This is a genomic window from Candidatus Peribacteria bacterium (genome assembly GCA_023038255.1).
Lineage (GTDB): Bacteria > Patescibacteriota > Gracilibacteria > Peribacterales > Peribacteraceae > CALREJ01.
Genome location: CP082927.1, coordinates 211,176 through 233,925, shown reverse-complemented (window position 1 = coordinate 233,925; position 22,750 = coordinate 211,176). Strand labels below are relative to the sequence as shown.

Sequence of the window (22,750 nt, the reverse complement as noted above, 5' to 3'; positions counted from 1 at the left end):
ATTACTTGGATTGTTCGAGAGTAAGGAACACGTGCGTGCCATTCGGACCCGGAACAGGACCCTTGATGGCAATCAGATTCTTGGATGCATCATTGATAATCACCGGACGGTGCTTGATGGTCATCTTTTCGAGACCCATGTGTCCGGCCATTCGCTTTCCTTTAAAGATACGTCCAGGCCAGGTACGCATACCGATGGAACCCGGTTCGCGCTTGAAGTGGGAACCATGGGACTTCGGTCCTCCGTGGAACCCGTGGCGCTTCATAACACCGGCGAATCCTTTTCCTTTGCTGATTCCTTCGACGCTGACCATGCTTTCTGTCGGCAAAATGTCAACATTCAGCAATTTGCCGGCTTCCATACCATCCAGAGATTCCACCTGGAACTCTTTCTGTACGGAATAGCGGGTGTGTTCAGCACCCTTGCGGCTCTTCCACTGCTTTGCACCGATTCCGAGGACAACGGCATCGTAACCGTCTTTATCCTTGGTTTTTGTGCGAACAACGGTGTTCGGCTGAATTTCAAGATATGTGACAGCCACTGCCTCACCTGTGGCGAGGAAAGCGCGTGACATACCGATCTTTTTGGCGATGAGACCAATCATAGGAGTGCTTGGAGGTTCCTCTGGGCTGCTTGTTTAGCGCTTTGGGGGCGACGTAAAGGCGGCCTCGAACGTAAGCGAGGAGAAAGTGGGGGGAGTTTAGAAACCTTTCCCCGAAGAGTCAAATGTATTTTGCAGCTTTCTGCAGGAATCAATGGACGCCAGAACAGGACACTATAAAAGAAGAGACAAAATGCCTACACTCAGAACCATGCTCCCGTTTGCAAGAACTTTCGCCCGCTTTCCGCTCATAGCACGTCTGCGGGCCAGAAAAGACGCCCGGATTGATGCATATAGAAAAGAACACCTCTTCGATAATCCTGTATACAGCGATCCAAAACGCTTAAATCGCTTTGAATTCCAGGCCTACTCGCAAAGCGGCGAAGACGGCATCATTGCAGAAATTTTCCGGCGCATTGGTGTGACAAACCGCGTCTTTGTGGAATGCGGCGTTGGGAATGGGTACCAATGCAACTCCTTGTATCTCCTCCTGCAGGGATGGACCGGCCTTTGGATCGAGAGCAATCCCCGCTCCTGCCGCAGCATCCGCCGCGCACATGCGGACGCCATCAGCGGAAAAAAATTGATAGTGATACACACAGCCGCGACTGCGCAGACATTTGATGGCCTCCTCGTGCAGTCCGGCGTGGATGATGAACCGGATCTGCTCTCCATTGATACTGACGGCAATGATTACTGGCTGTGGAAGAGCATCGTGCACAAGCGGCCGCGGGTCGTCGTCATTGAATACAATGCACTGCACAGACCTCCGGTCGAGTGGATCATGAAAGAAAATCCGGCGCATGTCTGGACACGCGACACGTACTACGGCGCGAGCCTGTCCTCTCTGGAAAAACTCGGGAAAGAAAAAGGCTACACGCTCGTCGGCTGCAACTTTAGCGGCGGGAATGCATTTTTTGTGCGTGATGATCTGGTGGGCAGCCACTTTGCCACATCCGGAGCTGCGTACCACTATGAACCACTGCGCCTCTTTCTGCTGCGCTCAGCTGGTGCATTCCCCATACGTTTATCTGCAGAAGAAATATGACGTATCTCTCCCCTCTCCTGCGGCGTCTGCACTGGTGGTCTGTCACGGCTGCCTATCTGCCCGGCGTCACATTCGGTCATCCACTGATGCGGTTATACTGCATCCTGCGTCGGCTGCGTGGAAAGGCGATTACTTTTTCCATTGGAGACAGTCATGCGGATTTTACGTTCCGCACACTGCCGTCCATCATCCGTCTGCCTTTGGGACCGGTCACCATGCATCGGATCGGACGGGATGGACTCACGCCGTTTGCGCTTTTTTCGACACAGTCTTTCCTGTGGCCGCAAAGACTGCTGCGAACAGGTGATACGATCTGCCTGTCATTCGGGGAAATCGATTGCCGTTGTCACATCAAAAAGCAGATAGAAACAGGACGAACAGAAGAAGAGGTGATCACTACGCTTGCGAGCTCCTATATAGAGTCGATCCTCAGAGCGCAAATGGATGGAGTGACAATAGTGATTATGAGTGTGACACCACCTGCACGGGCACACTATCTGGAGGATTTCAGAGTGTTCCGGCCACAGGGCACAGATGAAGAGCGGTCGCGCTACACGTACAGACTCAATCAACAGCTGCAATCACTGGCAGCTCTGCACGGCCTTCCCTATATCGATACTTACAGCCGGTATAAAGACACGGACGGCATGCTGATCTATCCCCTCTCTGATGGCAAAACGCACATCAAGGACCCACGGGGTATGCGGCAATGTCTGCGTCAGACCTTCGGGGATGCGTGAGACTGCTCTACGCTCACTGTCTGCAAGAATGCCAGGGCATTGCGTGCGGTCATCTCCCATGAAAACTGCGACGCAAATATCCGGGCGGCACTGCCCATAGCAGCGCGGCGGTCGGAATGAAGAAGGAGATCTTCAATTTTTGCAGCAAGTGCGTGTGTATCGCCATGCGGAACAACATAGCCGGTCTCCCCGTCGCGGACGGATTCCCGGAGTCCCGGGGAATCACTCGCGACCGTCGGCACACTGCAGGCACCGGCTTCGGTGACGGCAAGTCCCCATCCTTCATTGGACGATGTCTGCACCGCCACCCACGATTCCTGGAGCAGCTTTTTCTTTCCGGCTTCATCCACATAGCCACACACATCCACGGCATGACTGATACCGAGTGTCACCGCAAGCGTACGCAACTGTGTCTCCGCATCCCCCCTTCCCACAATCCGGAGTCGCAGATCCGGGAAACGGATCAGAAGATGGGTCAGTGCATCGAGAATATGATCAATGTGCTTGTAGCGCTTGAGACGGCCGATATAGATGAGGCTCGGATACGGCGTTTTTGTTGTCTGAGGATCTGGGACGAATAATTCCGGCGGCAGACCGGCATAGATCACGCTGATTTTTTCCGGTGGGATGCTGCGTACAGCGAGATCGCGCGCAGTGCTCTGCGAGTTCACCCAGAAGTGTGACCGGCGGTAGACGGACGGGATCATTTTTTCGTACGCAATCCACGCGAGGCTGGCGGGCACTGATAATTCTTCGAAGATTGTCCGGCCGAAGAGATGCGGAATCATGACCGCAACAGGCGTTGTCCCCGCAGCAAAAGGGGTCAGACACGGCACTTTGCTGATGTATTCAAGGATCACATCGTACCGCTTTGGATCCATCCGGCGGACTTTGAACGGCGCCCACCAGTGAAAGAAATATTCGGACGGCCCGCGGATGAAGCGCATGCCATCAATTTTTTCCTCACGGACACTTCCTGCAAATCCTGCACAGAGCACATCCACCTCATGTCCCCACTGCACCCAGTATTTTCCGGTCTGGTGCACAATTTGCTCCAGTCCCCCCGCCTGCGGATGCGTACTGTCCCGATGGTTCACGACCAGAATGCGCATAATGGACGGCCACTATAGCAGCTGTACGCGGAAGGCAGAGGGACGATAGACTTGAGATATGTCTTCGTTACACTCCGTCCTGATTACCGGCACCTCATCGGGGATTGGACATGAGACGGCTCTGCTTTTTGCGGAGCGCGGCTGGGAGGTGATTGCCTGCACCAGAGATGGAAGTGGTCACCCGGATCATCCGCGTATAAAAGGAATGACGATGGATATTGATGACCCTGTATCGATTGATGTGTGTTTTGCCACACTCCAGCAAGACGACCAGATTCCGTCGGTGCTTGTGAATAATGCGGGATGGGGCGTGCGGTTGCCGTTTGAAAAGATGAAAGATGCGGATATAGAGGGGATTCTGCGGACCAATGTGCTTGGGACCATGCGCGTGACGAAAGCGTGGATAGCTCTGCGCACCAATACCGATCCGGGTGTTTTGATGACGATCAGTTCGTTTGCGGGGAGGGCGGGACTTGCGTATCACAGTGTCTATGCTGCAAGTAAATGGGCTGTGGAAGGATGGATGGAGTCGCTCTGCTATGAACTTTCTCCCAAAGGAATCCGTGTAAAACTGATTGAGCCGTACAATAAAATCGACACCGCATTTTTTGCGAAAGCAGCAAAGATCGAAAAAACATACGAGCATTCAGCGGATTACGATGCATATAAAAAGATGACGGATGCGTCAGGGTGGTGGCTGCAGGCGCGCGATGTGGCAGAGGTCATTTTCCGTGCCGCAACAGATGGCCGTTCAAAAATCCGTTATCCGGTCTCACGCGGATTCTCTCTGCGCGCCTTTGCACTGCTCCATGCAGTCTGGCCGTCTCTTGCTATCAGGCTCTTACGCAGGCGCTACCGTTCACTCGGTAGAAGCGACCGGGCGCAGCACGTAGACGAGTGATGCTGCATGGCGCGGGCGGATGAGGCCGTAGAGCACATCAATAATGCCGATCAGGATGCCGCGCAAAGCGATACCTTGTAACAGACGTTCGTAGTAGAGACCCATATAGAGCGCATCCAGAAAGAGTGGCCGGATAGACCCCACTTCAAATCCGTGTTTTTCTGCCAGGTGTGTGAGTGTTTCCGGACGGAAATGCCACAGGTGACGCGGGACATCGTGGATGCCATAAAACCGCATGAGCGGCCCGCCGATGTTGGGCACTGCAATAATGATGCGGCCGTCTTCTGCGATCAATCTGCGGATATGAGCCATAGTGCCGTGCAGATCGTGCACATGTTCCAGCACATGCCAGAGCGTGATGACATCGAATGTTGCAGATGGAATGTCGTGTATGGCGGTGATGGATCTGCAGTCGATGCCGAGAGCGGTGCAATGTTGTCGCATTGCATCATTGCTTTCAGTGGCGCTTACTTCCCATCCGGCATTTTTCATCATCAGTGCAAACTCGCCGTTGCCGCATCCGATATCGAGCAGGCGGCCGGTTTTTCTGCCTGTGACACGCTGAATCAGGCGGCGTTTTTTGGGAAGACGCAGGAGACGGCGGATAGTGTTGATGGCTCTCATGAATCCTGCATGTTTTATATCGTGTGGCATGTAGTCACTGCTTGTGTAATAGCGACCGATCTCCTCTTCCGCCGGTGCATCCTGCGTCACAAGAAAGCCGCACTCACTGCAGCGGACAATCGTGAATGTTTCGTGTGAGACCAGATCATCGCGGCATTCGAATGCGGGAATCAGCATTGATCCATCGCAGAGCGGACACGCATCATGATGAAGCACGGCACTCATGAACGGCGCAGATGGGCAAGAGCCCGCACCGCACAGACCACTGTATAGATCCAGAGTCCTGAGAGCACAACACCGATGATGCCGATGAGGCCACTATCGACAATCCCGTTGAGCAAACGAAAGACGATGACTGTTGGCCAGACAGCGACGATCATGAAAACCTGCAACGCGAGCGGCGTCTGACAGCCGCTGCTCCCATTAAGGGCGCAGATGAGCGTAACGTAGAGCACAACAGCTGCAAGAAGAGTAAGAACGATGCTGATAGAGACCGTCCACGGGGTGGGACGGAAAAAGGTGCGGAGGGACATGGGGGAAGTATACAGACATACATAAAAATACCGCCAACCCCTGGAGAGGAGCTGGCGGTGAAAAGCGGTAATTTGGTTGGATCGAACGTGGTTATCGTACAATAAACTTTTTGAACGGAGGGGCTCTGATCATGTTTCGGCACCCGGGTTACGAGATCACGGAGAACAAGTTGGCTTGATTGCCGCCGCTCTCGGGGGTCGTCTTCGCGGTTCGATGGCCTGCTTCGTGGGATTCTTCAGCGAAATTCGGGGGTGAGGAGTCGTACAAGTTCTGCATCGCGTAGTTCCTTTTGGTGTTGCCCGCAGTACAGCGGCGCAAAAAAAGAGGGAAACAGCCCACATGGGCATTCACGCGCCCGTCTCTTCTGTCTAGATCAGAAGTCGTAGCATTCTGGGAACCGTGGCCCACAGGATGCTACGACCTATTGATCAATTTATGTATTCACGTCCGATGTTTCCAAAAATCACCTGATGCATTCCGGTGGGGAATGCGTTAGGCAGATTGTAGAACGAGTCTGCAATGAGTCAACGGCAGGAGAATCTGCAGAGTATGAAAACTATCCTGTTCATTTTTACCTCTCTGTGCAGCCACAATACAGCTGTAGCGGTACAGCAATATTCTTCTCTTTGAATACTTTTTGTATACATGATGATTCATGAGTTGTAAGAATCATGCGGACTGCGCGTCACAGATGATACATCCCCTCCCCCACCTTCCTATGCGCGCGCGCACAGCTCTCACCATCGGCGTACTCGGGACGGCCAGTGCCGTCGGGACATACCTGTATAACCGTCCGACTTTGCGAAAGAGAATGCTCAGTGCAGAGAATGCACAGGATGCTTTGGAACTTCTGAAGGAAGAAGCACAGAAAGATGCGGCGGACGTTGCAAGTTCCATCAAGAAAGCAGCGGTGCATAACTGGCTCACGGAAGAAATGAGCAAGACCGGCAAGAAGCTTGGCAAGCGTTTCTACCGCGCAGGCAAGCATGCAAAAGCAGCGGTCAATGAGGCGGTCGGCGCCAAGAAAGAAGTGGAGCACAGTGCCAAGAAGCTGCAGAAGAAAACCACAGACTCTGTAGAGAAAGTAAAAGAAGCAGCAAAAACTGCGACAGCTGCGTAATCAGCAGATAGAAAAAGAGGGCCCCTTGCTATCCGCAGGTGCCCTCTTTTTTGTAGAACGGGATCTTAGTAACAGATGTAGTTGTTGCGGGAGTCGTAGTAACAATCATCATTGTAGTCATCGTAGTAATCGTCATCACAGCGGTAGCGACCATTGGAATCGTAGTAACAGTCGTTATCGTCATCGTTGTAGTCGTCATAGTAATCGTCATCACAGCGGTAATGATTGTTTGCATCGTAGTAGCAATCGTCGTTGTCATCATTGTCATAATCATCACAGTGGTAGCGACCATTGGAGTAGTAACAATCATCATCATCGTTGTAATCATCGTAATAATCGTCATCGCAGCGGTAACGATTGTTTGCGTCGTAGTAGCAATCGTCATCATTGTCATAATCATCACAGTGGTAGCGACCATTGGAGTAGTAACAGTCATCATCATCGTCGCAGCGGTAGACGCCACGGGCATCGCGCCAGCAGTTCTGGTCCTCGGACAGGTAGATGGCCTTGGAGAAGCCTGTCGCGTCGCCGTCTTCATCTTCTGCACGGACACTCAGATCAATACGGTCATCCACGCCTGCAAACGAACGGACACTAACACTCAGGGTGATCGTGTAAGTGTCTCCTCTGCGGATGCGGAGATTGCGCCATTCGAGACGGTCTGTGTAGCGGGAATTGGATTCCGGGGAGGAAGACAGGTAGGACGTCTGGCTGTCGATATTTGCGGTGACGTCGATCAGCTGGTCATCGTCGTTACAGTTTTCAACTTCAATGGTGTAGCGGAGCGTATCGCCCGGGCCGACGCCGCGGGAATCGCTCTCGATGGAAATCTGCACATCATCTCCGTTGCAGGTTGTTGTTCTATAGCGGTTGTAGCGATTATAGGAATCGTACCGGCTGGAACCGACAAGATCTTCGTATGAGCGGGAGGAACGGCTGCGGTTGTTGCTGTCCAAACGGTAGACAATCTCCGCAAGTTCGCCGCGTGTGAGGGTCTGTTCCACGTAATCAATGCTGGTCGGGATTGCGTTGCGGTCCGCAAGAGCGCGGACGGATTCCTGGTACCATTCACCAGAGGTGGTGCGTGCATCGAGGTTATAGGCAAGTGCGAGCACTTTTGCGGCTTCTGCAAAAGTAATGGAATGATCCGGACGGAAGCTGTTATCCGGGTATCCGCTCATGAATCCGTTGCCATACACGTAGATGACATAAGGCGTATACCAGGCGGTATTGGAGGTATCGTAGAACGGCAAGCGCATGCTATAGCGGTTGATATTGCCGTTATCGATCAGTGTGACCACCTTCGCCATTTCGGCGCGGTTGACGACGTTTCTCTCACCGAACGATCCATTGTCGTAGCCGTTCATGAATCCTTCGCGCTGGACGTAGGACACAGCATTCTCCGTATTGCTACGGGTGGAAATATAGGTAATGGCAGAAGCAGGTGACGCACTGAGTAAAAGTGCTGCAGCCAGAATCGAGCCGGTTATGGAGCGGAAGGCGACCATAGAAGGAAAGAAACGAAATAGTGCGCCATTGTCTCCTTTTGCCGGCTATTTGTCCACTGTAGCCCTGATTTTCGCTTACTTTCCAATCGTATCGAAGACTTTCTTGAAAGAAGCAAAATCAAGCGCGCCCTGCATGAGGACGGTTTTTCCCTTGGGGCCAAGGACCCAGAAGGATGGAACACCGCCGATGCCGCCATCAGATGCATCCTGCATATCCTGTTCGATGAGCGGGACTTTGGCTTCGGTATCAATACAGTAATACATCTTTTCCGTATCGATTCCCTTCAGAGATTCAAACGCAGCGTAGACGTCATCCTGCGTGAGACCGTCATCGTCTGACGATTCTGCGAAGAATTTTTTCTGGAGTTCGAGAGCGTACGATTCGGACTGGTCGCGGCTGCACTCAACGGCCTGGGCTGCTGCGGTTGCAGCAGGATGATACGTAAGCGGGAAATTGCGGAAAACAAAACGCACTTTGCCGGATTTGATGTAGCGGGACTGGATGGTCGAAAGTGTTTTTGTGGCAAAGGTTGCACAGAACGGACAGGCGTAATCCACAAATTCCACAACCGTGATGGGCGCCTTTTCGTCGCCGAGAGAATAGCCCGTTGCAGGCAGGGCAGGCATATAGTCGCCTACTTTGTTGTAGGACGAGGGTGTTGTGACAGTTTTTTCCGGAGCCGGCACAGTGCGTGTCGTATTTTTTGCATGCTGCTCACGCTGGGTTTTCACAAGTGTTCTGCGGGATGGGCGTTCTGCATTTTTGATGGTGTAGGCAGACGCAAGGACAGGCTGAAATGCAAATGTGAGAGTCAGGAGGGAGAGAAGAGCGGTGCGCATAGGAGAGGAAGAAGTTGATGTGGATGTGATAGTAGAGATTTTACGGGTCGGAGGCAAAAATGTGTCATACCTCGGCAACATCGGCCCCGTCGGACACCTCAATCTCGACCTTCCCCTATTCGCGCAAAATCATTACTCTATCCCCAATGGATTCCTTCCGACAGAAAAAGGCAGACGCGATCCGCGCAAAAGGCCTGCAACCCTATGCAGCAACATTCGCGCGTACGCACACATTGGCTGATGCACGGGAGGAAAAAGAAGAGACACTGGTGACTGTCTGCGGCCGCGTCATGCTGCTCCGCGATATGGGAAAGATGGCGTTTGTGACGCTGCAGGACCACACCGGACGTCTGCAGCTGATGCTCCGCGAGGACGAACTTGGTGCTGATGCATATAAGGAAGTCCTCGAGCTTCTGGACCTCGGCGATATTATTGGCGTGACCGGCAAACGCTTTGCGACGCAGAAAGGCGAACCGAGCGTGATGGTCGCAACCTGGACGATGCTCAGCAAAGCACTGCGTCAGCCACCGGAAAAATGGCACGGTATTGCAGATCAGGAGACGGCATGGAGACAGCGCTACCTTGATCTGACTTCTAATCCTGAGACCTTTAACCGTTTCAAGTTCCGCTCGGACTTTGTGCGTGCCCTGCGTCAGTTCTACTGGAGCGAAGGATTTACGGAAGTCGAAACACCGGTGCTGGTGAATGCCGCATCCGGCGCACTGGCCACTCCATTCAAGACACATCATGCAGCGTATGACAGCGATATGTTCCTGCGCATTGCCCCGGAAACGTTCCTGAAAGAATGTCTCATTGGAGGGTTTGACCGTGTATTTGAACTCGGACGCATTTTCCGCAATGAAGGCCTGGACCCCAGTCACCTCCAGGACTTTACGATGGTGGAGCACTACGCGTCCTATTGGGACTACACTGCGAACATGGATTTTACGGAGAAGATGCTCTCCACGCTTCTGAAGGATCTGCTTGGCACAACAAAAGTAAAAATCCCCGATCGCGACGGCAATCTGGTGGAAGTCGACTTCAAGGCTGGCTGGCCGCGCCTCACCCTCCGTGAAGCCATCCTCCAGTCATGCGGCATTGATTTTGAAACCTGTGATTCTGCTTCAGCCCTGAGGGAAGCCATAAAGTCAAAAGGCATCAAGCTGGAGGTGAACATGGAGGCCCTTGGTCGTGGCAACCTGATTGACCAGCTCTACAAGAAAGTCAGCCGCCCGTCGCTCACGCAGCCGACGTTCATCATGCAGCACCCGATTGATCTCTCCCCGCTTGCACGCAGAAATGATGAGAACCCGAATATCACCGACAGATTCCAGCTCGTCGTCGGTGGATGGGAAATTGTGAATGCCTACAGCGAACTTGTGGATCCGGTAGATCAGGCGCAGCGCTTTGAGGAACAGGCGAAAGCAAACGCAGGTGGAGACGCTGATGCACACCGTAAAGATGATGATTATGTGACGGCGCTCGAATACGGCTGTCCGCCGTGTTCCGGACTTGGCATGGGCATTGACCGTATTGTTGCCCTTCTCACACAGCAGACCAATTTGAGGGATGTGGTGTTGTTCCCGCTGATGAAAAGTGATGAAGAAAAGAAGACGAAGAGTACGAAGATGACAATGGGTACGAAGAATGAAAACGAATCTGAAAATTCCGCTACTTCCTCGTCTTCCTCGTCATCTTTGTCTTCCTCGTCATCCCACCTTCTACAACATGCAGATTACGGCCATCTCCTCGAACCCGCACGCAATCTGATTGAGACACATGCCGACATGACCAAGGCTCATCTGATTGCAACCGGAGCTGCCATGGAAGCGCTCGCGAAAAAATTCGGCGGCGATGCACAGACATGGAAAGTCGCAGGCATGCTCCACGACCTCGACTGGGACCAGCTTGATAAAGACTATACGCGTCACTGTGGTGACACGTTGGAACACCTGCTCTCGACTATTGAGGCGCCAGCTGAACTGCTCGCAGACATCCGCGCGCACTATGCCGACAAATACGGCGAAGACTATCCGCTCAGCACTATGCTGCGAAAGTGTCTCTACTGTGTGGATGAACTCACCGGATTCATCATTGCCGTCACCAAAGTCCGCCCAAGCAAGCAGATTGCCGATGTGGAAGTCAGCAGTGTGAAGAAGAAGTTGAAGGACAAGGCCTTTGCCGCGCAGGTCAGCCGTGAACAGATCAGTGCGTGCGAAACACTCATCCCGATGCCGCTGGATGAATTTATCGGAATCACACTGGAGGCTATGAAAGGTGTTGCAGGCGAGCTTGGGCTCTGAGATGCTGGCTCTCCTATGTACCGCTTCTGGAACACGATCATCGAACCGGCGTTTCAGATTCTGCAGCCAAAAACGATTGTGGAAATCGGTGTGGATGAAGGAAGGCAGACAAGTTTAATTTTGGCATACTGTAGAGAAAAATCCGCACTACTTCATGCTGTTGATCCGAAACCATCGCTAGATATGGAAGACTGGGTAGCAGAACATCCTGCCCATCTCCTCTTTCACCGCGACATCAGTCTGAACGTACTGGGGGCGATTGATGCCGATGCTGTCCTCATTGATGGAGACCATAACTGGTATACCGTCTTTCATGAATTGCAGCTTCTGGAAAAACAGGCAACCCGAACTGGACGATTCCCCGCTGTGTTTCTGCATGACACGGGATGGCCATATGCAAGGCGTGATCTCTATTACGCACCCGAACGCATTCCCGATGCATACCGTAAATCCTATGCACAGAAAGGAATGCTGCCGGATCAGGCGGCATTGTCGGAACACGGCGGATTGAATCCGTCGCACAAACATGCCGTCGAAGAGAATCAACTGCAGAATGGAGTGCTGACTGCGGTCGAGAGTTTTCTGGAACAGAGCAGCCTGGATCTGCGTTTTGTGCACGTGCCGGGTCTGCATGGACTCGGGATTATCACCCCCCTTTCGCTTCTGGAAGAACATCCGGGATGGTCGGCGTTCATGAATAGCCTCCAGACAGGAGGGGCGCTCCGTACGCACATGGATGCAATGGAAGCAGATCGTCTCCGCGTGATCATTGACGCTCTCCATACAGAAGAAAGCAAACAACTGATGAAAGAGCAGGCGCGTTTTCAGCGTCAGCAATATGAGAAAGAGGCGGAGCGACATGCGGTATCACAGACAAGAATCCGTGCGCTGACTGCGGAAATCCAGCATATAAAACAGAGCCGCAGCTGGCGCTGGACACAACCGGTGCGTCGTTTGGAAATGGCTCTGCGCAGGGCTCTTCGTGTATTCAGCACAAAGAATTCTTCTCTCAGTTTTTCATCACTCAGGACATCGGTGCAGCAGCTGAACAGGAAAATGATTTTCAGAATGCCAGACATGACACACGCTGGCGTATGGCTGGAGAATGCGGGGTACGCACTGCTCAGATCAGGGAAAAAAGTGTGGGTCGCTCTCGGCTCACCGTTTCCACGCACGGTCCGCAGTATCCGGGTGCATATTCTTGGACGTCTGTGGCGGGTATTACCCGCAGGCCAGGAAGCGACTGCGATCATACGGACAGAGGCTCTTCACCAGGTGACGATTATTATTCCTATTTATAATGCATATGAGGATACCGTTCGCTGTCTGGAAAGTGTCCTCAAAGAAACAACTGCCCCTCTCCACCGGATTCTGCTGGTGAATGATGCGAGCACAGACCCGCGCATGGAGCCATTTCTGGAGGCTCTTGCTGCTCGTGCCCCAGAGAGAGTGGAACGCCTGACACATGCGGAAAACCAGGGATTCATCCGGTCTGTGAATGCCGGCATGCGCCATGCGAGCGGTGACGATATTGTGCTTCTGAACAGCGATACTATCGTGACACCATTCTGGCTCGAACGACTGCGTGAGACGGTCTATCTGCATGCTGACACCGGCAGTGTGACACCACTGTCCAATGAGGCATCTATCTACTCTGTGTGTCAGAACAATATCGACGACGTGGTGAAAGCCGACATGCTCAATACGCTGGCGGATACGGTTTTTCGCGTCTCACACAGGCTGCGTCCTGCCATTCCGACTGGCGTCGGATTCTGTCTGTTTCTGCGGCACGAGGCACTGGAAAAAACCGGACTCTTTGATGAGCGGTTCGGCAGAGGATACGCCGAGGAAAACGACTGGTGCATGCGCGCACGGGCGCTTGGATTCCGGCATTATCTGGATGATACCTGCTTTATCTACCATAAAGGACATGTCTCCATGGAAGCAGCCGGCGTCATGCAGGGCAGCGATGTTATTGAAAAAAATGAAGCACTGCTGCGGACACTGCATCCACAGTACGAGATACTTGTTGCCGGGTTTTTAAGTACTCCGGTCATGTCTTCCATCAGAATGCATGTGGAACAGCACAGTGCCTTGAAACCTGTACACAGACGGCTGCGGATTGGATTCCTGTTACACCAGCCGATCCGTCAGCACTCTATTGGCGGAACAGAATTCCATGTGAGTGATCTGGTGGGAGAGATCCGTGCGGATGCCGACTGTTTTGTGCTGTATCCCGATAGACACGACATCGTCGTGATGCACGAGAGTGTGGACGGAACAAAGCCGCAGTACTTCCGCTACCGGAAGAACGGAAAAAGTGAGACAGATCTCCAGGAAACATTCAGCAGGATTTTTGCGGATTATGCGTTCGATATTCTGCATGTCCATCATACATTGGGGCTCTCCTTTGAGCTTCTGCCGCTTGCAAAGGCCCATAACATACGAGTGATCTACACCGTTCATGATTGGCTCTGCATGAATGATGTGCCGGCAACACTCTGTCAGCGCAATGAAGACATGGCTGATCAAACGGTCATTGAGCGCAGACGTGCTGCACTTGCAGCAGCTGACCGCATCGTGGCTCCCTCACACTTTGTACAAAAATTTGTTTCAAAGTTTTTTGGCTTTCCCGAGGGCTCTATTGAAATTATTGAGCATGGTATTTCTTCAAAATCCAGCGCACCGTTTGTCCCCGGGCAGGAACCGCTTGTCTGTTTTTTGGGAGCCACACATATACCGTATAAAGGAAAGCCGCTCATCGCCGCTCTGATTCCCCTGCTTGAAGAGCGCGGCATCCGCTCGGCTTTTCTGGGTTCAGACGCCTATGAGTGGCCGGAACTGCGGAAGCGGAAGTCTGTGACTTTTTACGGATTTTTCAAACGGGAAGATGTGCAACAACAGTTGCACACCATTGCACCACACCTCATCTGCCTGCTGCCGCTTTGGCCGGAAACGTTCAGCTATACGCTCAGTGAAGCCTGGTCTGCAGGCATTCCTGTCTATGTCACCCCCTTCGGTGCACCGGAAGAGCGCGTGCTGCGTCATGGAGGGGGGAAAGTTGCACCATCGCTGGATCCGGTGGTGATTGCCGATGATATTGCATCCTTCCTGACATCACCGGACTATCAGCAAACGATAGCGCTGACCCGGGGCATCCGTCTGCCGGATATGACAGAAATGGGACGCCGGCATCTGGCTCTCTATCAGACTGTCACAGGAACAGGGACTCCATCCCACATCCGCTCTTCGGATACGACGCGTCCGTGATCCATAAAAAGGATGCGGTCACAGACTGCCTCCAGTTCGCCTTTTGTATGACTGACCAGAATGGCGGTTTTCCCGTTTTCTTTGAGTGACTGAAGATGCATACGGCACTGCTCCTGAAAAGCCTCATCCCCTACCGTTAATACTTCATCCAGCAGATAGATATCACGGTCGACCTGTGCAGCCGCGGCATAGGCTAGGCGCATGCGCATGCCAGTGCTGTAACACTTGATCGGCAGATCAAGAAAGTCATCTACTCCGGCAAATGCGAGAATCTCCTGTGTCATTTTGCGGATTTCTTTGGGGGAGTACCCCTGCAACAAGCCATGAATGTAAATATTTTCCTCCGCTTTCCGGTCCGGATGAAATCCGATGCCGAGTTCAAAAAAACAGGACAGGCTTCCGTGCCGCTCGATGGAACCTGTATCGGGATGCAATAAGCCGGCAAGGAGTCTGAGCAGGGTTGTTTTCCCGGAACCGTTATGACCATAGATACCGATCCACTCCCCTTTTTTCACTGCAAGCGACGTGTTCTGCAGTGCGTGCACTGTGACTCTCTTTCTCTGGAGACGCCATTTAAGAATGCGGTCCTGCAGATGCACAGACGAAATAATAGCCCGCGTGTAGGATTTACTGACGCCGGTAGCTGCGAGGATACTGTCGGACATGAATGGAGAATACTGGAATACTAGAATACTGGGATATGGAATGTTTTTAAAAACAGAAAAATTCCACCCCACTATTCCAATAACCAGCAACCAGCAACTCCCCTCAATATTCTTCAATAAAATACGGCGCACGTCTCTTATAAAGCCAGGCACCAAAAGCAAAAATCAGAATGCAGACGCCGGTGAATGCCAACGCATGTACAAACGACGGAATGCCCCGCTCTGTAGAATACAGAAGGACACGGTGCATATCGTTCATCAGGAGAGAGATGGGCTGAAACTGAACAATCACATCGAAAAAATCATGCAATGACCTGATACCAGGATCCCGGAGAAGTGCCACAATGGACTCCCCGATGGGACGTTCGGCACTGTAGGCATAGGTAATAGGTGTCAGCCAGAAGAAAATCTGCGTTGCAATTGCCCAGAGGTGATGGATATCGCGGTAACGGAGACAATACGCACAGAGTATCATGCCAACGCCAAGAGCGATGAGGGACATCTGCAGAAGGAGGAGAAGAATGTACCATTGCGGCCAGCTCCATGCGAAACCAAACACCCACGTGAAGCAGAGGAAAATGAAGAGATGTGTCAGAAACACGAGCAGATTCGTCCATCCCACCATGAGAATAAGGAGGAGACGCGGAAAGACTAATTTCTGGATGATGGATGCCTTTTCTTCCAGCATGGACATGCAGGACGTGGTCGTTACGACAAAATGCTCCCAGACAATGATGCCGAGGAACAGGTAAAACGAATAAAAAGGAATGGAGCGCTGCACATAAGGCCCGAGCGCGTACAGGATGACCAGAAATTTTGCGACAGGACCGATGAGTGACCAGAAGTATCCGAGAACGGACCCGCGGTATTTCAGCACAAAATCAGACCACCCGACGGCGACTATGACGCGGAGGGACTGGGCCAGGGTAAAGCGGTTGTGCTGCACGGAATCATCGTACCATACGCCTGCGTCTCATCCACGCGTAGCCTGCTGCTGCACCTGCAGCCATTACCGCAAGTGTTGCAGGACCGGATGCTGTTGTTTCCGGCGGAAGCGTTCCACTAGAACCCTCTGCTGTTGTTGTGCCTGATGTCACTGTTTCATTCTGTGACGGTGTTGTTGTCGATGGTGTGAACGGCAATTCAATAATCGCACCCGGCAACACCGTGGCAGACGGACGGATACTCTGACAGCTCGCTGTACAGGTCGATCCCTCCTCACCGTTCTGGGAACCGAGATCACAGAGTTCCAAAGGCGTATCGACGACACCGTCCCCGCAACGACCAAGGGAACAATCCGGGCGACAGTACGCATTTGGCTGCCAGAGGTTCTTCGGTCCGTTATCGCATTGCTCTCCCGGATCCATACGTCCGTTCCCGCAGGTATTCAGAACAATAATGACACGAGACGATGCAGACGATGTGGCCACACCAACAACCGTCTCGCTTGATGCAGCACCGATTCTGGAAGAGGCGGATGCGCCGATAACAGGCATGGAACTTTCCGAGGACGTATCAGGAACACACTGGATGCACGGCATGGTCGGGTCGAGGACACACACTGCATTCTGCGCTGCACAAAATGCGTCTCCGCCGCCTTCGCATTCATCCCCTCTGCATTGACCCGCAATAATGGGGAGTGACCCCTGGGACGAACTACTGCGACCGAGAATGTATTTACACGACGGGGAACACGCGTAGCGATCTGCCCCTCCACTGCCAAACGATGGCTCACATTCTTCTCCGCGTTCCGCCTGCACGGTACCGTCACCACAGTATCCGCCACCGCGGCGGCAAGAGGTATCGCAGATGCTATTTGGCTCTCCGTTTCTGTTTCCATCGTCACATTCCTCAGTTCCTTCACGGCGACCATTGCCGCAGATCGGACCCGTTCCTCTGGATGAGGTTGATGCATCTTCACCGGATGAGCTGGTACTGCTGCGGGAGCTGAGAGATGAGGTGCGACTGCTGCGGGAACTACCCGATGAGACTGATGAATCGGATGAGTTATCAGAATCGTTGCTGCTGCGCGATGAGGAACGGCTGGACCGGGAGCTTCCCGATGAGAAGGATGCATCAGAAGAATCGTCACTGCTTCGTGAGGATGCATACAGGGAACTCGTACGAGAGGACTGTGATGACAATGATGATCGTGATGACGAGCGGAAAGACGATACCCTGCTGTTGGATGAAGAGCGCACAGAGGAACGGGACGACGTACTACTGCTTCGTGACGATCCTGACGACACAGAAGAACTGACGCGGGATGAAGACACAGAAGAGGACCGCACAGAGCTGCTGACGGAAGACGAGCGGGAGGATGAACGCACAGAGCTACTGACAGAGGACACTCTGCTTGAGGAGGCAGACGATCTGGAAGAGAAAAGTGATGAGCGGGAGCTGCCGGAGGATTGGGATGAGCCTGATGAGCGGGAGGAACCCGAAGACTGTGACGAACCGGATGATCGGGAACTGCCGGAGGATTGGGATGAGCCTGATGAGCGGGAGGAACCCGAAGACTGTGACGAACCGGATGATCGGGAAGAGCCGCTTCTTGCAGAAGACGTTCCTGCAGGACAGATATTCTGCGCCAGTAATTCAGCAAACGTACACGGCGTACAGGCTGTCCCATCTGCATACTGACTCACGGTTCTGAATTCTTTGCAGGACTGCGTACAGGCATCATTGGGTCCGGCATCCGGACAGGTGACACAATATGTTCTGCGTACACAATCCAGACAGGAACGCCCAAGAGGAACACAGGATGCCTGTGAGCCGCTACTTGCTGCCCTGCTCGAGTTTCCCCCTGCGGAAGACGGCGCACTGCTCACTCTGCTACTGGCGGTAGATGATCTGGTAGATGATGCTGTGCTGCTGCGTTGGGATGCTGTACTCGTTCTACTCGTCTGCGATCCCGTACTCCCTCCACCCGTTCCTCCATTTGTACCAGCGGTGGTACCGGCGTTGGTGCCTGCATCTGTACCGGCGTCCGTACCGGCGTTGGTGCCTGCATTCGTGCCGGCGTTCGTGCCCGCATTTGTTCCTGCATTCGTACCGGCATTTGTTCCTGCAGTATCACCTGACGTTCCTGCGATAGCACCGCCAGGCCCCGGCGTTCCTATTCCTCCTCCACCTCCGTCCCCTCTGCAGATGGAATCTGCATCACCCATACTTTCGCCACAACCATAATTCCCCTCATAATATCCGCGGCTCGTACAGCCCGCACTTTTTGGATCACATTCACATTTAGGATCGGTATTGCCGGGTTCGCAGGCAGCGCAGTTTTCAAAAAGACCAGCCGAACAGGCACCGGCATCCGTTCCGTCTGTTCCATGACAAAAAATACACCGGAGATCGCCACACGTTTGTCCCGGTGATCGATACGAAAAATCATGACGCGCTTCGGCACTGTCTGAACAATCGGGACAGACGTCTTCGCAACAAGGTGTGTCAGCAGGGAGCTTGCAGGCACATTTATTATTTTCACACTCAAGAGATGCGGCGCATGTCAGATCCACTTTGTGCACTTCGCCATTTTCCAGACAGCAATCCTCTTTTTGGTTACACACTTCTCCGGTTGTCTGTTGTCCGGTCAGAGATAAACAGCTGCGATATCCCGGATGGTCTTTCTGACATTGTGTCAGCTTATTGCACACACCGAATGAGTTACATCGTCCAGGTTCCGCCCCCATTGTGCACTGAGAGTCTGCAGCTTCAGGAGTGTGTTTACAGGCACCGTTTTCACATCTATCACTGGTGCACATTTCACTATCGTCACAGTCGGCATCTTCTTCACAGACAATAGAACAGTTCGGAACCGTCGGCTGGAACTTGCCACCGCTGTCGGACTGAGCGGAGAGCACACACCCGTTCATATAACCGATACGGACAGATTCATTGGCACAATCAACCGGCACAAGTTCGGGGTGCCCCATGGGCATCGGCATATCCGGCGTCGGGGCGGTCCAGACTGTTTTATACACATTGTTACAATACATTCCTTTATATCCTCCACCGTCACCGGAATAGAGTAATCGTGTGCCATTATCAGCATATGCTGGGCAGGACGTCAGACCGCTGCACCAACCCGATACGCAGGAACCATTGCTGCACTGAGAATCATCTATACAGACGCGCGACATACAGAATGCTTTGATGGTATCGCGGTCCGACCAGCCTTTTACCTCTGTATTGAAACCTGTTCCCGGCCCACCATTGCAGCCGGGCATCAGATAAAATGAACCGCCTGCGTCGCTGCAGAATTGCTCAAATGCTTTGAAGTCAGCAGCTGCCTGCGTGACAATACCTGTCAGCGCCCTGCCTCTCATTTGCTGAAACACAATCACCCCTGCGGCGACACCCACAAAGAGTGACACAAGAACAACGGCACGGTTTTGAAAAGCAGAGAGCATCTCAGCGGCATCATAGCCAAAAAATGTGTCGAGAGAGAGCGAAAGAGTAGCTTCTCTTGACTAATTTTATAAATTCTTCCGCCGTCTCATCCACGCATATCCCCCAGCCGCCCCCGCGGCCATGATGGCCAGAGTGGCAGGACCGGTCGCTGCGTTTTCTGGAGGCTGAACAGACTGTCCGGGAACATACTGGACAGTGCCTGTCACAGTGCCGGGCAGATTACTTCCTGACGGCATGAACGGCAGTTCGATCACCACTGCAGGCAGGACAGTAGTCGGATTATGTGTGTAGCGGCAGAGAGCGGTACAGGGTGAGCCGACCGTCCCATTTTGTGAGCCGAGATCACAGAGTTCGAGCGGCGTATCCACCACACCATCGCCGCAGCGGCCGAATGTACAATCCGGACGGCAGAACGCGTTTGGCTCCGCTGAGTTTTCAGCTCCCTGATCACATTGTTCACCGCTGTTCAATTGCCCGTTCCCACAACCGGCCATCGCCACGAAGAGCGGAGCGGATGATGCAGCAGAGACGAGGGAAGAGTGCGAGGTGGCAGAGGAGCCAGATGTACGCGGCGATCCCGCAACACCCGGCGTAAGCGAGAGAACACATGTCCCATCCCGACAGACAGCACCATTTGTGCAATCGGCATCTGTCGTACAGGCACCGCCCACACACTGCAGACAGGGCAGATCGCTGATGGCCTCACAGGTCATAGACTGCGCACCGCAGAAATCGGAGCCACCCAGGCTGCATTCGTTTCCGGCACAGGCATCCGCAAGGAGAATGGATGCAGAGGACGAACGTTGTGATGATTTGCCGTAGATGTATTTGCAGGAAGATGAACAGGCGAGCGGGGCCCTGGCCGACACCAGAGACGGTTCACAGTCTTCACCCAAACGTGATTCGATTATGCCGTTGCCGCAGGAGCCGGAAGTCCGTTTACAGGATGTGTCACAGAAGCTGTTTTTGCCTCCGTTCAGGTTGCCGTCATCACATTCCTCCATACCTTCGCGACGCCCATTACCGCATTGTGCAGTGCGGCGGGAGGATGTCTGAGAGACAAGGCGGCAGGTTGCGCTGTCACAATCAGAAGAGGGATCAGTCAGGTTCGGCTCACAGGTTTCACCCAGTCTGGATTCAATAATGCCATCGCCACAGAATCCGCCTTCTATGCGGCAGCTACCGTCACACCCGTCATTGTTACTGGTGTTGCCGTCATCACACTCTTCGCTGCATTCACGTTCGCCGTTGCCACAGATATTCAGACAGCCGTTAAAGGAAGAAGCGGAGGAAGAAAAAGGTGCAGAGGCAACGGAGGAATCGGAGGAGGGATCAGACGACGGGAAGCCGGAACAGGCAATGCACGGAAGGTCGTTAAGCACCGTACAGACCGGCAGACCAATGGACTGACAGAAGCGTGTACCACCAAGGGCGTCACCACAGGAAGCGGGATCACAGACGGGTGGGTGTGATGTACTGGATGAGTCAGAAGAGTCAGATCCGGCAGATGAGGAAATGGCACAGCTATTGCAGTTTGGATTCGAGCAGGATGGAGACGGGCCACCACAGTAGTCACCAATACAACAATATCCCCCGCTGGTAGTGGAGGATGACTGTGAAGAAGTGCTTGATGTTCTGGAAGAAGAGCTGGACGTGCGGGAAGAAGAACCTGATGTTCTGGATGAGCTGGAGAGCGCTGAGGATGACTGTGATGTACTGGATGAAGCGGACGTTGTGGAAGAGGAACCTGACGTCACTGATGAAGAAGCTGATGTGCGGGATGAGGAGCCGGAAGTTACTGATGACGAATTCGACGTCCGGGAACTATTGGAAGACGGAGAGCTTGCGGATGAGTGTGATGAACCTGACGATTGGGAGGAGCCGGATGACTGGGAACTGCCGGATGTCGCAGAACTTCTGGATGTGGTGCTCGAGCGGGAGGAGCCCGATGTCCGGCTGCCACCTGATGATTGCGAGCCTCCGCTCGACGGACAGGCAGCGGGTTCATTCAGGGCCTGCTGCACAGTGCACGGAGTGCAGGCGGAACCGTCAGGAAATCTGCTGGTCACAATCACGTTCGTACAGGATTGCGTGCAGGGATCATTCGGTCCGGCGTTGGGACAGGTGACGCAAATGGTTCTTGTGCGGCAGTCGCTACAGCTGCGTCCAGTCTGAGTACAGACAAGTGAGGAGGTAGAACTGTTTGTACTGGATGAATTGACGATAGATGAGGCGGCACTGGAAGACGGGCGGGATGTGGCACTGCTTGAACGGGAGGTAGTGCTGGAGCGCGATGTCGTGCTGGAGCGGGAAGAATTTGCAGACGAGGAACTTGTGGCGCAGGGGCATACAGGCACCTGCTTGGAACCGGTTCCCTGGCCATTACAGGCATCATTGAAATTGAGGGTTGCGTAATTTTTTCCCGGGTCCGCTGTCAGGATCATGGTCTTTGTTCCCCCTCCGTCACAGCAACCGGGACCGGACCAGGTATTGGTGTATTCCACTTTTCCGCAGCTATCCGCGAAGTTGCAGCTGGTGGTGTCGCTATTCGTACAGGAGCCGGCTGTTGCGAGCGTTGCTGTGTTGCGCTTGAAAGAGAGATCAACAATGGATGCGAGCGCTTTAGGGCTGTAGGCACCTCCACCACCAAAGCAGGAACATACCAAGCCGGGGCCTGCACATTGCCCTTTATCACAGGTTGTCTGCAAACAGTTATTAGGGGCATTGGGCTGAATGAGCGGCCCGCAGGCAACATCCTGTTTTGGAACGGGATCATGAACACAGTTTCCAGCCTGACACACATCGGCTGTGCATTCCTGGGCATCGTCTGTACAGGCTGTTCCATTCACCTTTGCAGGATGTGTGCAACTTCCTGCGGAACAGACATCGGTTGTGCAGACATTTCCGTCGTCGGAACAGGAAGCAGTGTTGTTCGTATGCACACATGTACCAGTCGAACAACTATCATTGGTACAGACATTGTTATCGTTACAGTCAGTATCCGAATTACATTGTGGTGTGTACGCCTGACAATTTTGCGGGAAGGGACTGGTGGTTGATATCTGTAAACA

General features: G+C 53.2%; 19 protein-coding genes. 9 read left to right on the top strand and 10 right to left on the bottom strand.

Translation table 11 applies throughout. The features are described 5' to 3' along the window. Window position 1: 1 nt before the first annotated feature. The gene (rplC, locus tag K8942_01030; GenBank protein UPA22780.1) at window positions 2-604 is read right to left on the bottom strand and encodes a 50S ribosomal protein L3; all 603 of its coding nucleotides are present in this window, start codon (window positions 602-604) and stop codon (window positions 2-4) included. Between the two features lie 208 nt (window positions 605-812). Here rplC and K8942_01025 point away from each other — a divergent pair, with 208 nt between their 5' ends. Together K8942_01025 and K8942_01020 are read left to right on the top strand one after the other, a co-directional pair. After that, entirely contained in the window at window positions 813-1,649 is an 837-nt protein-coding gene (locus tag K8942_01025; protein UPA22779.1) for a hypothetical protein, read from the top strand. Then, window positions 1,646-2,389 carry an SGNH/GDSL hydrolase family protein gene (locus tag K8942_01020; protein UPA22778.1) on the top strand — a complete coding sequence of 248 codons (744 nt, stop codon included), beginning with the start codon at window positions 1,646-1,648 and terminating at the stop codon, window positions 2,387-2,389. The genes K8942_01025 and K8942_01020 overlap by 4 nt, the downstream gene beginning before the upstream one ends. On the opposite strand, the gene K8942_01015 is transcribed toward K8942_01020, so the two are convergent. After that, window positions 2,368-3,501, bottom strand: a complete 1,134-nt coding sequence (locus K8942_01015) for a glycosyltransferase family 4 protein (protein UPA22777.1) — start codon at window positions 3,499-3,501, stop codon at window positions 2,368-2,370. The genes K8942_01020 and K8942_01015 overlap by 22 nt on opposite strands. A 58-nt stretch (window positions 3,502-3,559) precedes the next feature. On the opposite strand from K8942_01015, the gene K8942_01010 reads away from it, so the two are divergent. Then, complete coding sequence (locus K8942_01010; protein ID UPA22776.1) at window positions 3,560-4,402, top strand: SDR family NAD(P)-dependent oxidoreductase; 843 nt, start codon at window positions 3,560-3,562, stop codon at window positions 4,400-4,402. On the opposite strand, the gene K8942_01005 is transcribed toward K8942_01010, so the two are convergent. After that, window positions 4,361-5,251, bottom strand: a complete 891-nt coding sequence (locus K8942_01005; GenBank protein ID UPA22775.1) for a class I SAM-dependent methyltransferase — start codon at window positions 5,249-5,251, stop codon at window positions 4,361-4,363. The genes K8942_01010 and K8942_01005 overlap by 42 nt on opposite strands. Then, window positions 5,248-5,559 (bottom strand): hypothetical protein, encoded by a 312-nt coding sequence (locus K8942_01000; protein ID UPA22774.1) that lies wholly within the window; start codon window positions 5,557-5,559, stop codon window positions 5,248-5,250. The genes K8942_01005 and K8942_01000 overlap by 4 nt, the downstream gene beginning before the upstream one ends. Window positions 5,560-6,278: 719 nt before the next feature. On the opposite strand from K8942_01000, the gene K8942_00995 reads away from it, so the two are divergent. Further along, window positions 6,279-6,680, top strand: coding sequence for a hypothetical protein (locus K8942_00995; protein UPA22773.1), 402 nt, complete (start codon window positions 6,279-6,281; stop codon window positions 6,678-6,680). Window positions 6,681-6,745: 65 nt separating this feature from the next. On the opposite strand, the gene K8942_00990 is transcribed toward K8942_00995, so the two are convergent. Both K8942_00990 and K8942_00985 read right to left on the bottom strand, forming a co-directional pair. Continuing rightward, window positions 6,746-8,188: an S-layer homology domain-containing protein gene (locus K8942_00990; GenBank protein ID UPA22772.1), complete on the bottom strand. Its 1,443-nt coding sequence runs from the start codon at window positions 8,186-8,188 to the stop codon at window positions 6,746-6,748. 75 nt (window positions 8,189-8,263) lie between these two features. Further along, window positions 8,264-9,028, bottom strand: a complete 765-nt coding sequence (locus K8942_00985) for a DsbA family protein (GenBank protein ID UPA22771.1) — start codon at window positions 9,026-9,028, stop codon at window positions 8,264-8,266. 146 nt (window positions 9,029-9,174) lie between these two features. Between K8942_00985 and lysS the strand changes: the two genes are divergently transcribed. Beyond that, entirely contained in the window at window positions 9,175-11,331 is a 2,157-nt protein-coding gene (lysS, locus tag K8942_00980) for a lysine--tRNA ligase (GenBank protein ID UPA22770.1), read from the top strand. A gap of 15 nt (window positions 11,332-11,346) precedes the next feature. Then, a complete protein-coding gene (locus K8942_00975; protein ID UPA22769.1) occupies window positions 11,347-14,601 on the top strand; it encodes a glycosyltransferase in 3,255 nt (1,084 codons plus the stop codon). On the opposite strand, the gene K8942_00970 is transcribed toward K8942_00975, so the two are convergent. From K8942_00970 to K8942_00955, 4 genes are all read right to left on the bottom strand, one after another. After that, window positions 14,538-15,266 (bottom strand): ABC transporter ATP-binding protein, encoded by a 729-nt coding sequence (locus tag K8942_00970; protein UPA22768.1) that lies wholly within the window; start codon window positions 15,264-15,266, stop codon window positions 14,538-14,540. The two genes, K8942_00975 and K8942_00970, sit on opposite strands and share 64 nt — an antisense overlap. 103 nt (window positions 15,267-15,369) lie before the next feature. Beyond that, window positions 15,370-16,212: an ABC transporter permease gene (locus K8942_00965; protein ID UPA22767.1), complete on the bottom strand. Its 843-nt coding sequence runs from the start codon at window positions 16,210-16,212 to the stop codon at window positions 15,370-15,372. A 4-nt stretch (window positions 16,213-16,216) separates the two neighbouring features. After that, the gene (locus K8942_00960; protein UPA22766.1) at window positions 16,217-19,678 is read right to left on the bottom strand and encodes a hypothetical protein; all 3,462 of its coding nucleotides are present in this window, start codon (window positions 19,676-19,678) and stop codon (window positions 16,217-16,219) included. 66 nt (window positions 19,679-19,744) lie between these two features. Next, entirely contained in the window at window positions 19,745-21,061 is a 1,317-nt protein-coding gene (locus K8942_00955) for a DUF4215 domain-containing protein (protein UPA22765.1), read from the bottom strand. Between the two features lie 220 nt (window positions 21,062-21,281). On the opposite strand from K8942_00955, the gene K8942_00950 reads away from it, so the two are divergent. The 3 genes from K8942_00950 (at window position 21,282) to K8942_00940 (ending at window position 22,738) form a co-directional block, all read left to right on the top strand. Beyond that, window positions 21,282-21,854, top strand: coding sequence for a hypothetical protein (locus tag K8942_00950; protein UPA22764.1), 573 nt, complete (start codon window positions 21,282-21,284; stop codon window positions 21,852-21,854). A gap of 42 nt (window positions 21,855-21,896) precedes the next feature. Beyond that, window positions 21,897-22,094 (top strand): hypothetical protein, encoded by a 198-nt coding sequence (locus tag K8942_00945; protein UPA22763.1) that lies wholly within the window; start codon window positions 21,897-21,899, stop codon window positions 22,092-22,094. Between the two features lie 359 nt (window positions 22,095-22,453). Then, window positions 22,454-22,738, top strand: a complete 285-nt coding sequence (locus tag K8942_00940; GenBank protein ID UPA22762.1) for a hypothetical protein — start codon at window positions 22,454-22,456, stop codon at window positions 22,736-22,738. Window positions 22,739-22,750: the final 12 nt, after the last annotated feature.

What these genes read in the sequence shown, in the direction of transcription:
- rplC (UPA22780.1), bottom strand. Translation starts at nt 604, where the DNA reads ATGATTGGTCTCATCGCCAAAAAGATCGGTATGTCACGCGCTTTCCTC.
- K8942_01025 (UPA22779.1), top strand. Translation starts at nt 813, where the DNA reads ATGCTCCCGTTTGCAAGAACTTTCGCCCGCTTTCCGCTCATAGCACGT.
- K8942_01020 (UPA22778.1), top strand. Translation starts at nt 1,646, where the DNA reads ATGACGTATCTCTCCCCTCTCCTGCGGCGTCTGCACTGGTGGTCTGTC.
- K8942_01015 (UPA22777.1), bottom strand. Translation starts at nt 3,501, where the DNA reads ATGCGCATTCTGGTCGTGAACCATCGGGACAGTACGCATCCGCAGGCG.
- K8942_01010 (UPA22776.1), top strand. Translation starts at nt 3,560, where the DNA reads ATGTCTTCGTTACACTCCGTCCTGATTACCGGCACCTCATCGGGGATT.
- K8942_01005 (UPA22775.1), bottom strand. Translation starts at nt 5,251, where the DNA reads ATGAGTGCCGTGCTTCATCATGATGCGTGTCCGCTCTGCGATGGATCA.
- K8942_01000 (UPA22774.1), bottom strand. Translation starts at nt 5,559, where the DNA reads ATGTCCCTCCGCACCTTTTTCCGTCCCACCCCGTGGACGGTCTCTATC.
- K8942_00995 (UPA22773.1), top strand. Translation starts at nt 6,279, where the DNA reads ATGCGCGCGCGCACAGCTCTCACCATCGGCGTACTCGGGACGGCCAGT.
- K8942_00990 (UPA22772.1), bottom strand. Translation starts at nt 8,188, where the DNA reads ATGGTCGCCTTCCGCTCCATAACCGGCTCGATTCTGGCTGCAGCACTT.
- K8942_00985 (UPA22771.1), bottom strand. Translation starts at nt 9,028, where the DNA reads ATGCGCACCGCTCTTCTCTCCCTCCTGACTCTCACATTTGCATTTCAG.
- lysS (UPA22770.1), top strand. Translation starts at nt 9,175, where the DNA reads ATGGATTCCTTCCGACAGAAAAAGGCAGACGCGATCCGCGCAAAAGGC.
- K8942_00975 (UPA22769.1), top strand. Translation starts at nt 11,347, where the DNA reads ATGTACCGCTTCTGGAACACGATCATCGAACCGGCGTTTCAGATTCTG.
- K8942_00970 (UPA22768.1), bottom strand. Translation starts at nt 15,266, where the DNA reads ATGTCCGACAGTATCCTCGCAGCTACCGGCGTCAGTAAATCCTACACG.
- K8942_00960 (UPA22766.1), bottom strand. Translation starts at nt 19,678, where the DNA reads ATGCTCTCTGCTTTTCAAAACCGTGCCGTTGTTCTTGTGTCACTCTTT.
- K8942_00940 (UPA22762.1), top strand. Translation starts at nt 22,454, where the DNA reads ATGAACACAGTTTCCAGCCTGACACACATCGGCTGTGCATTCCTGGGC.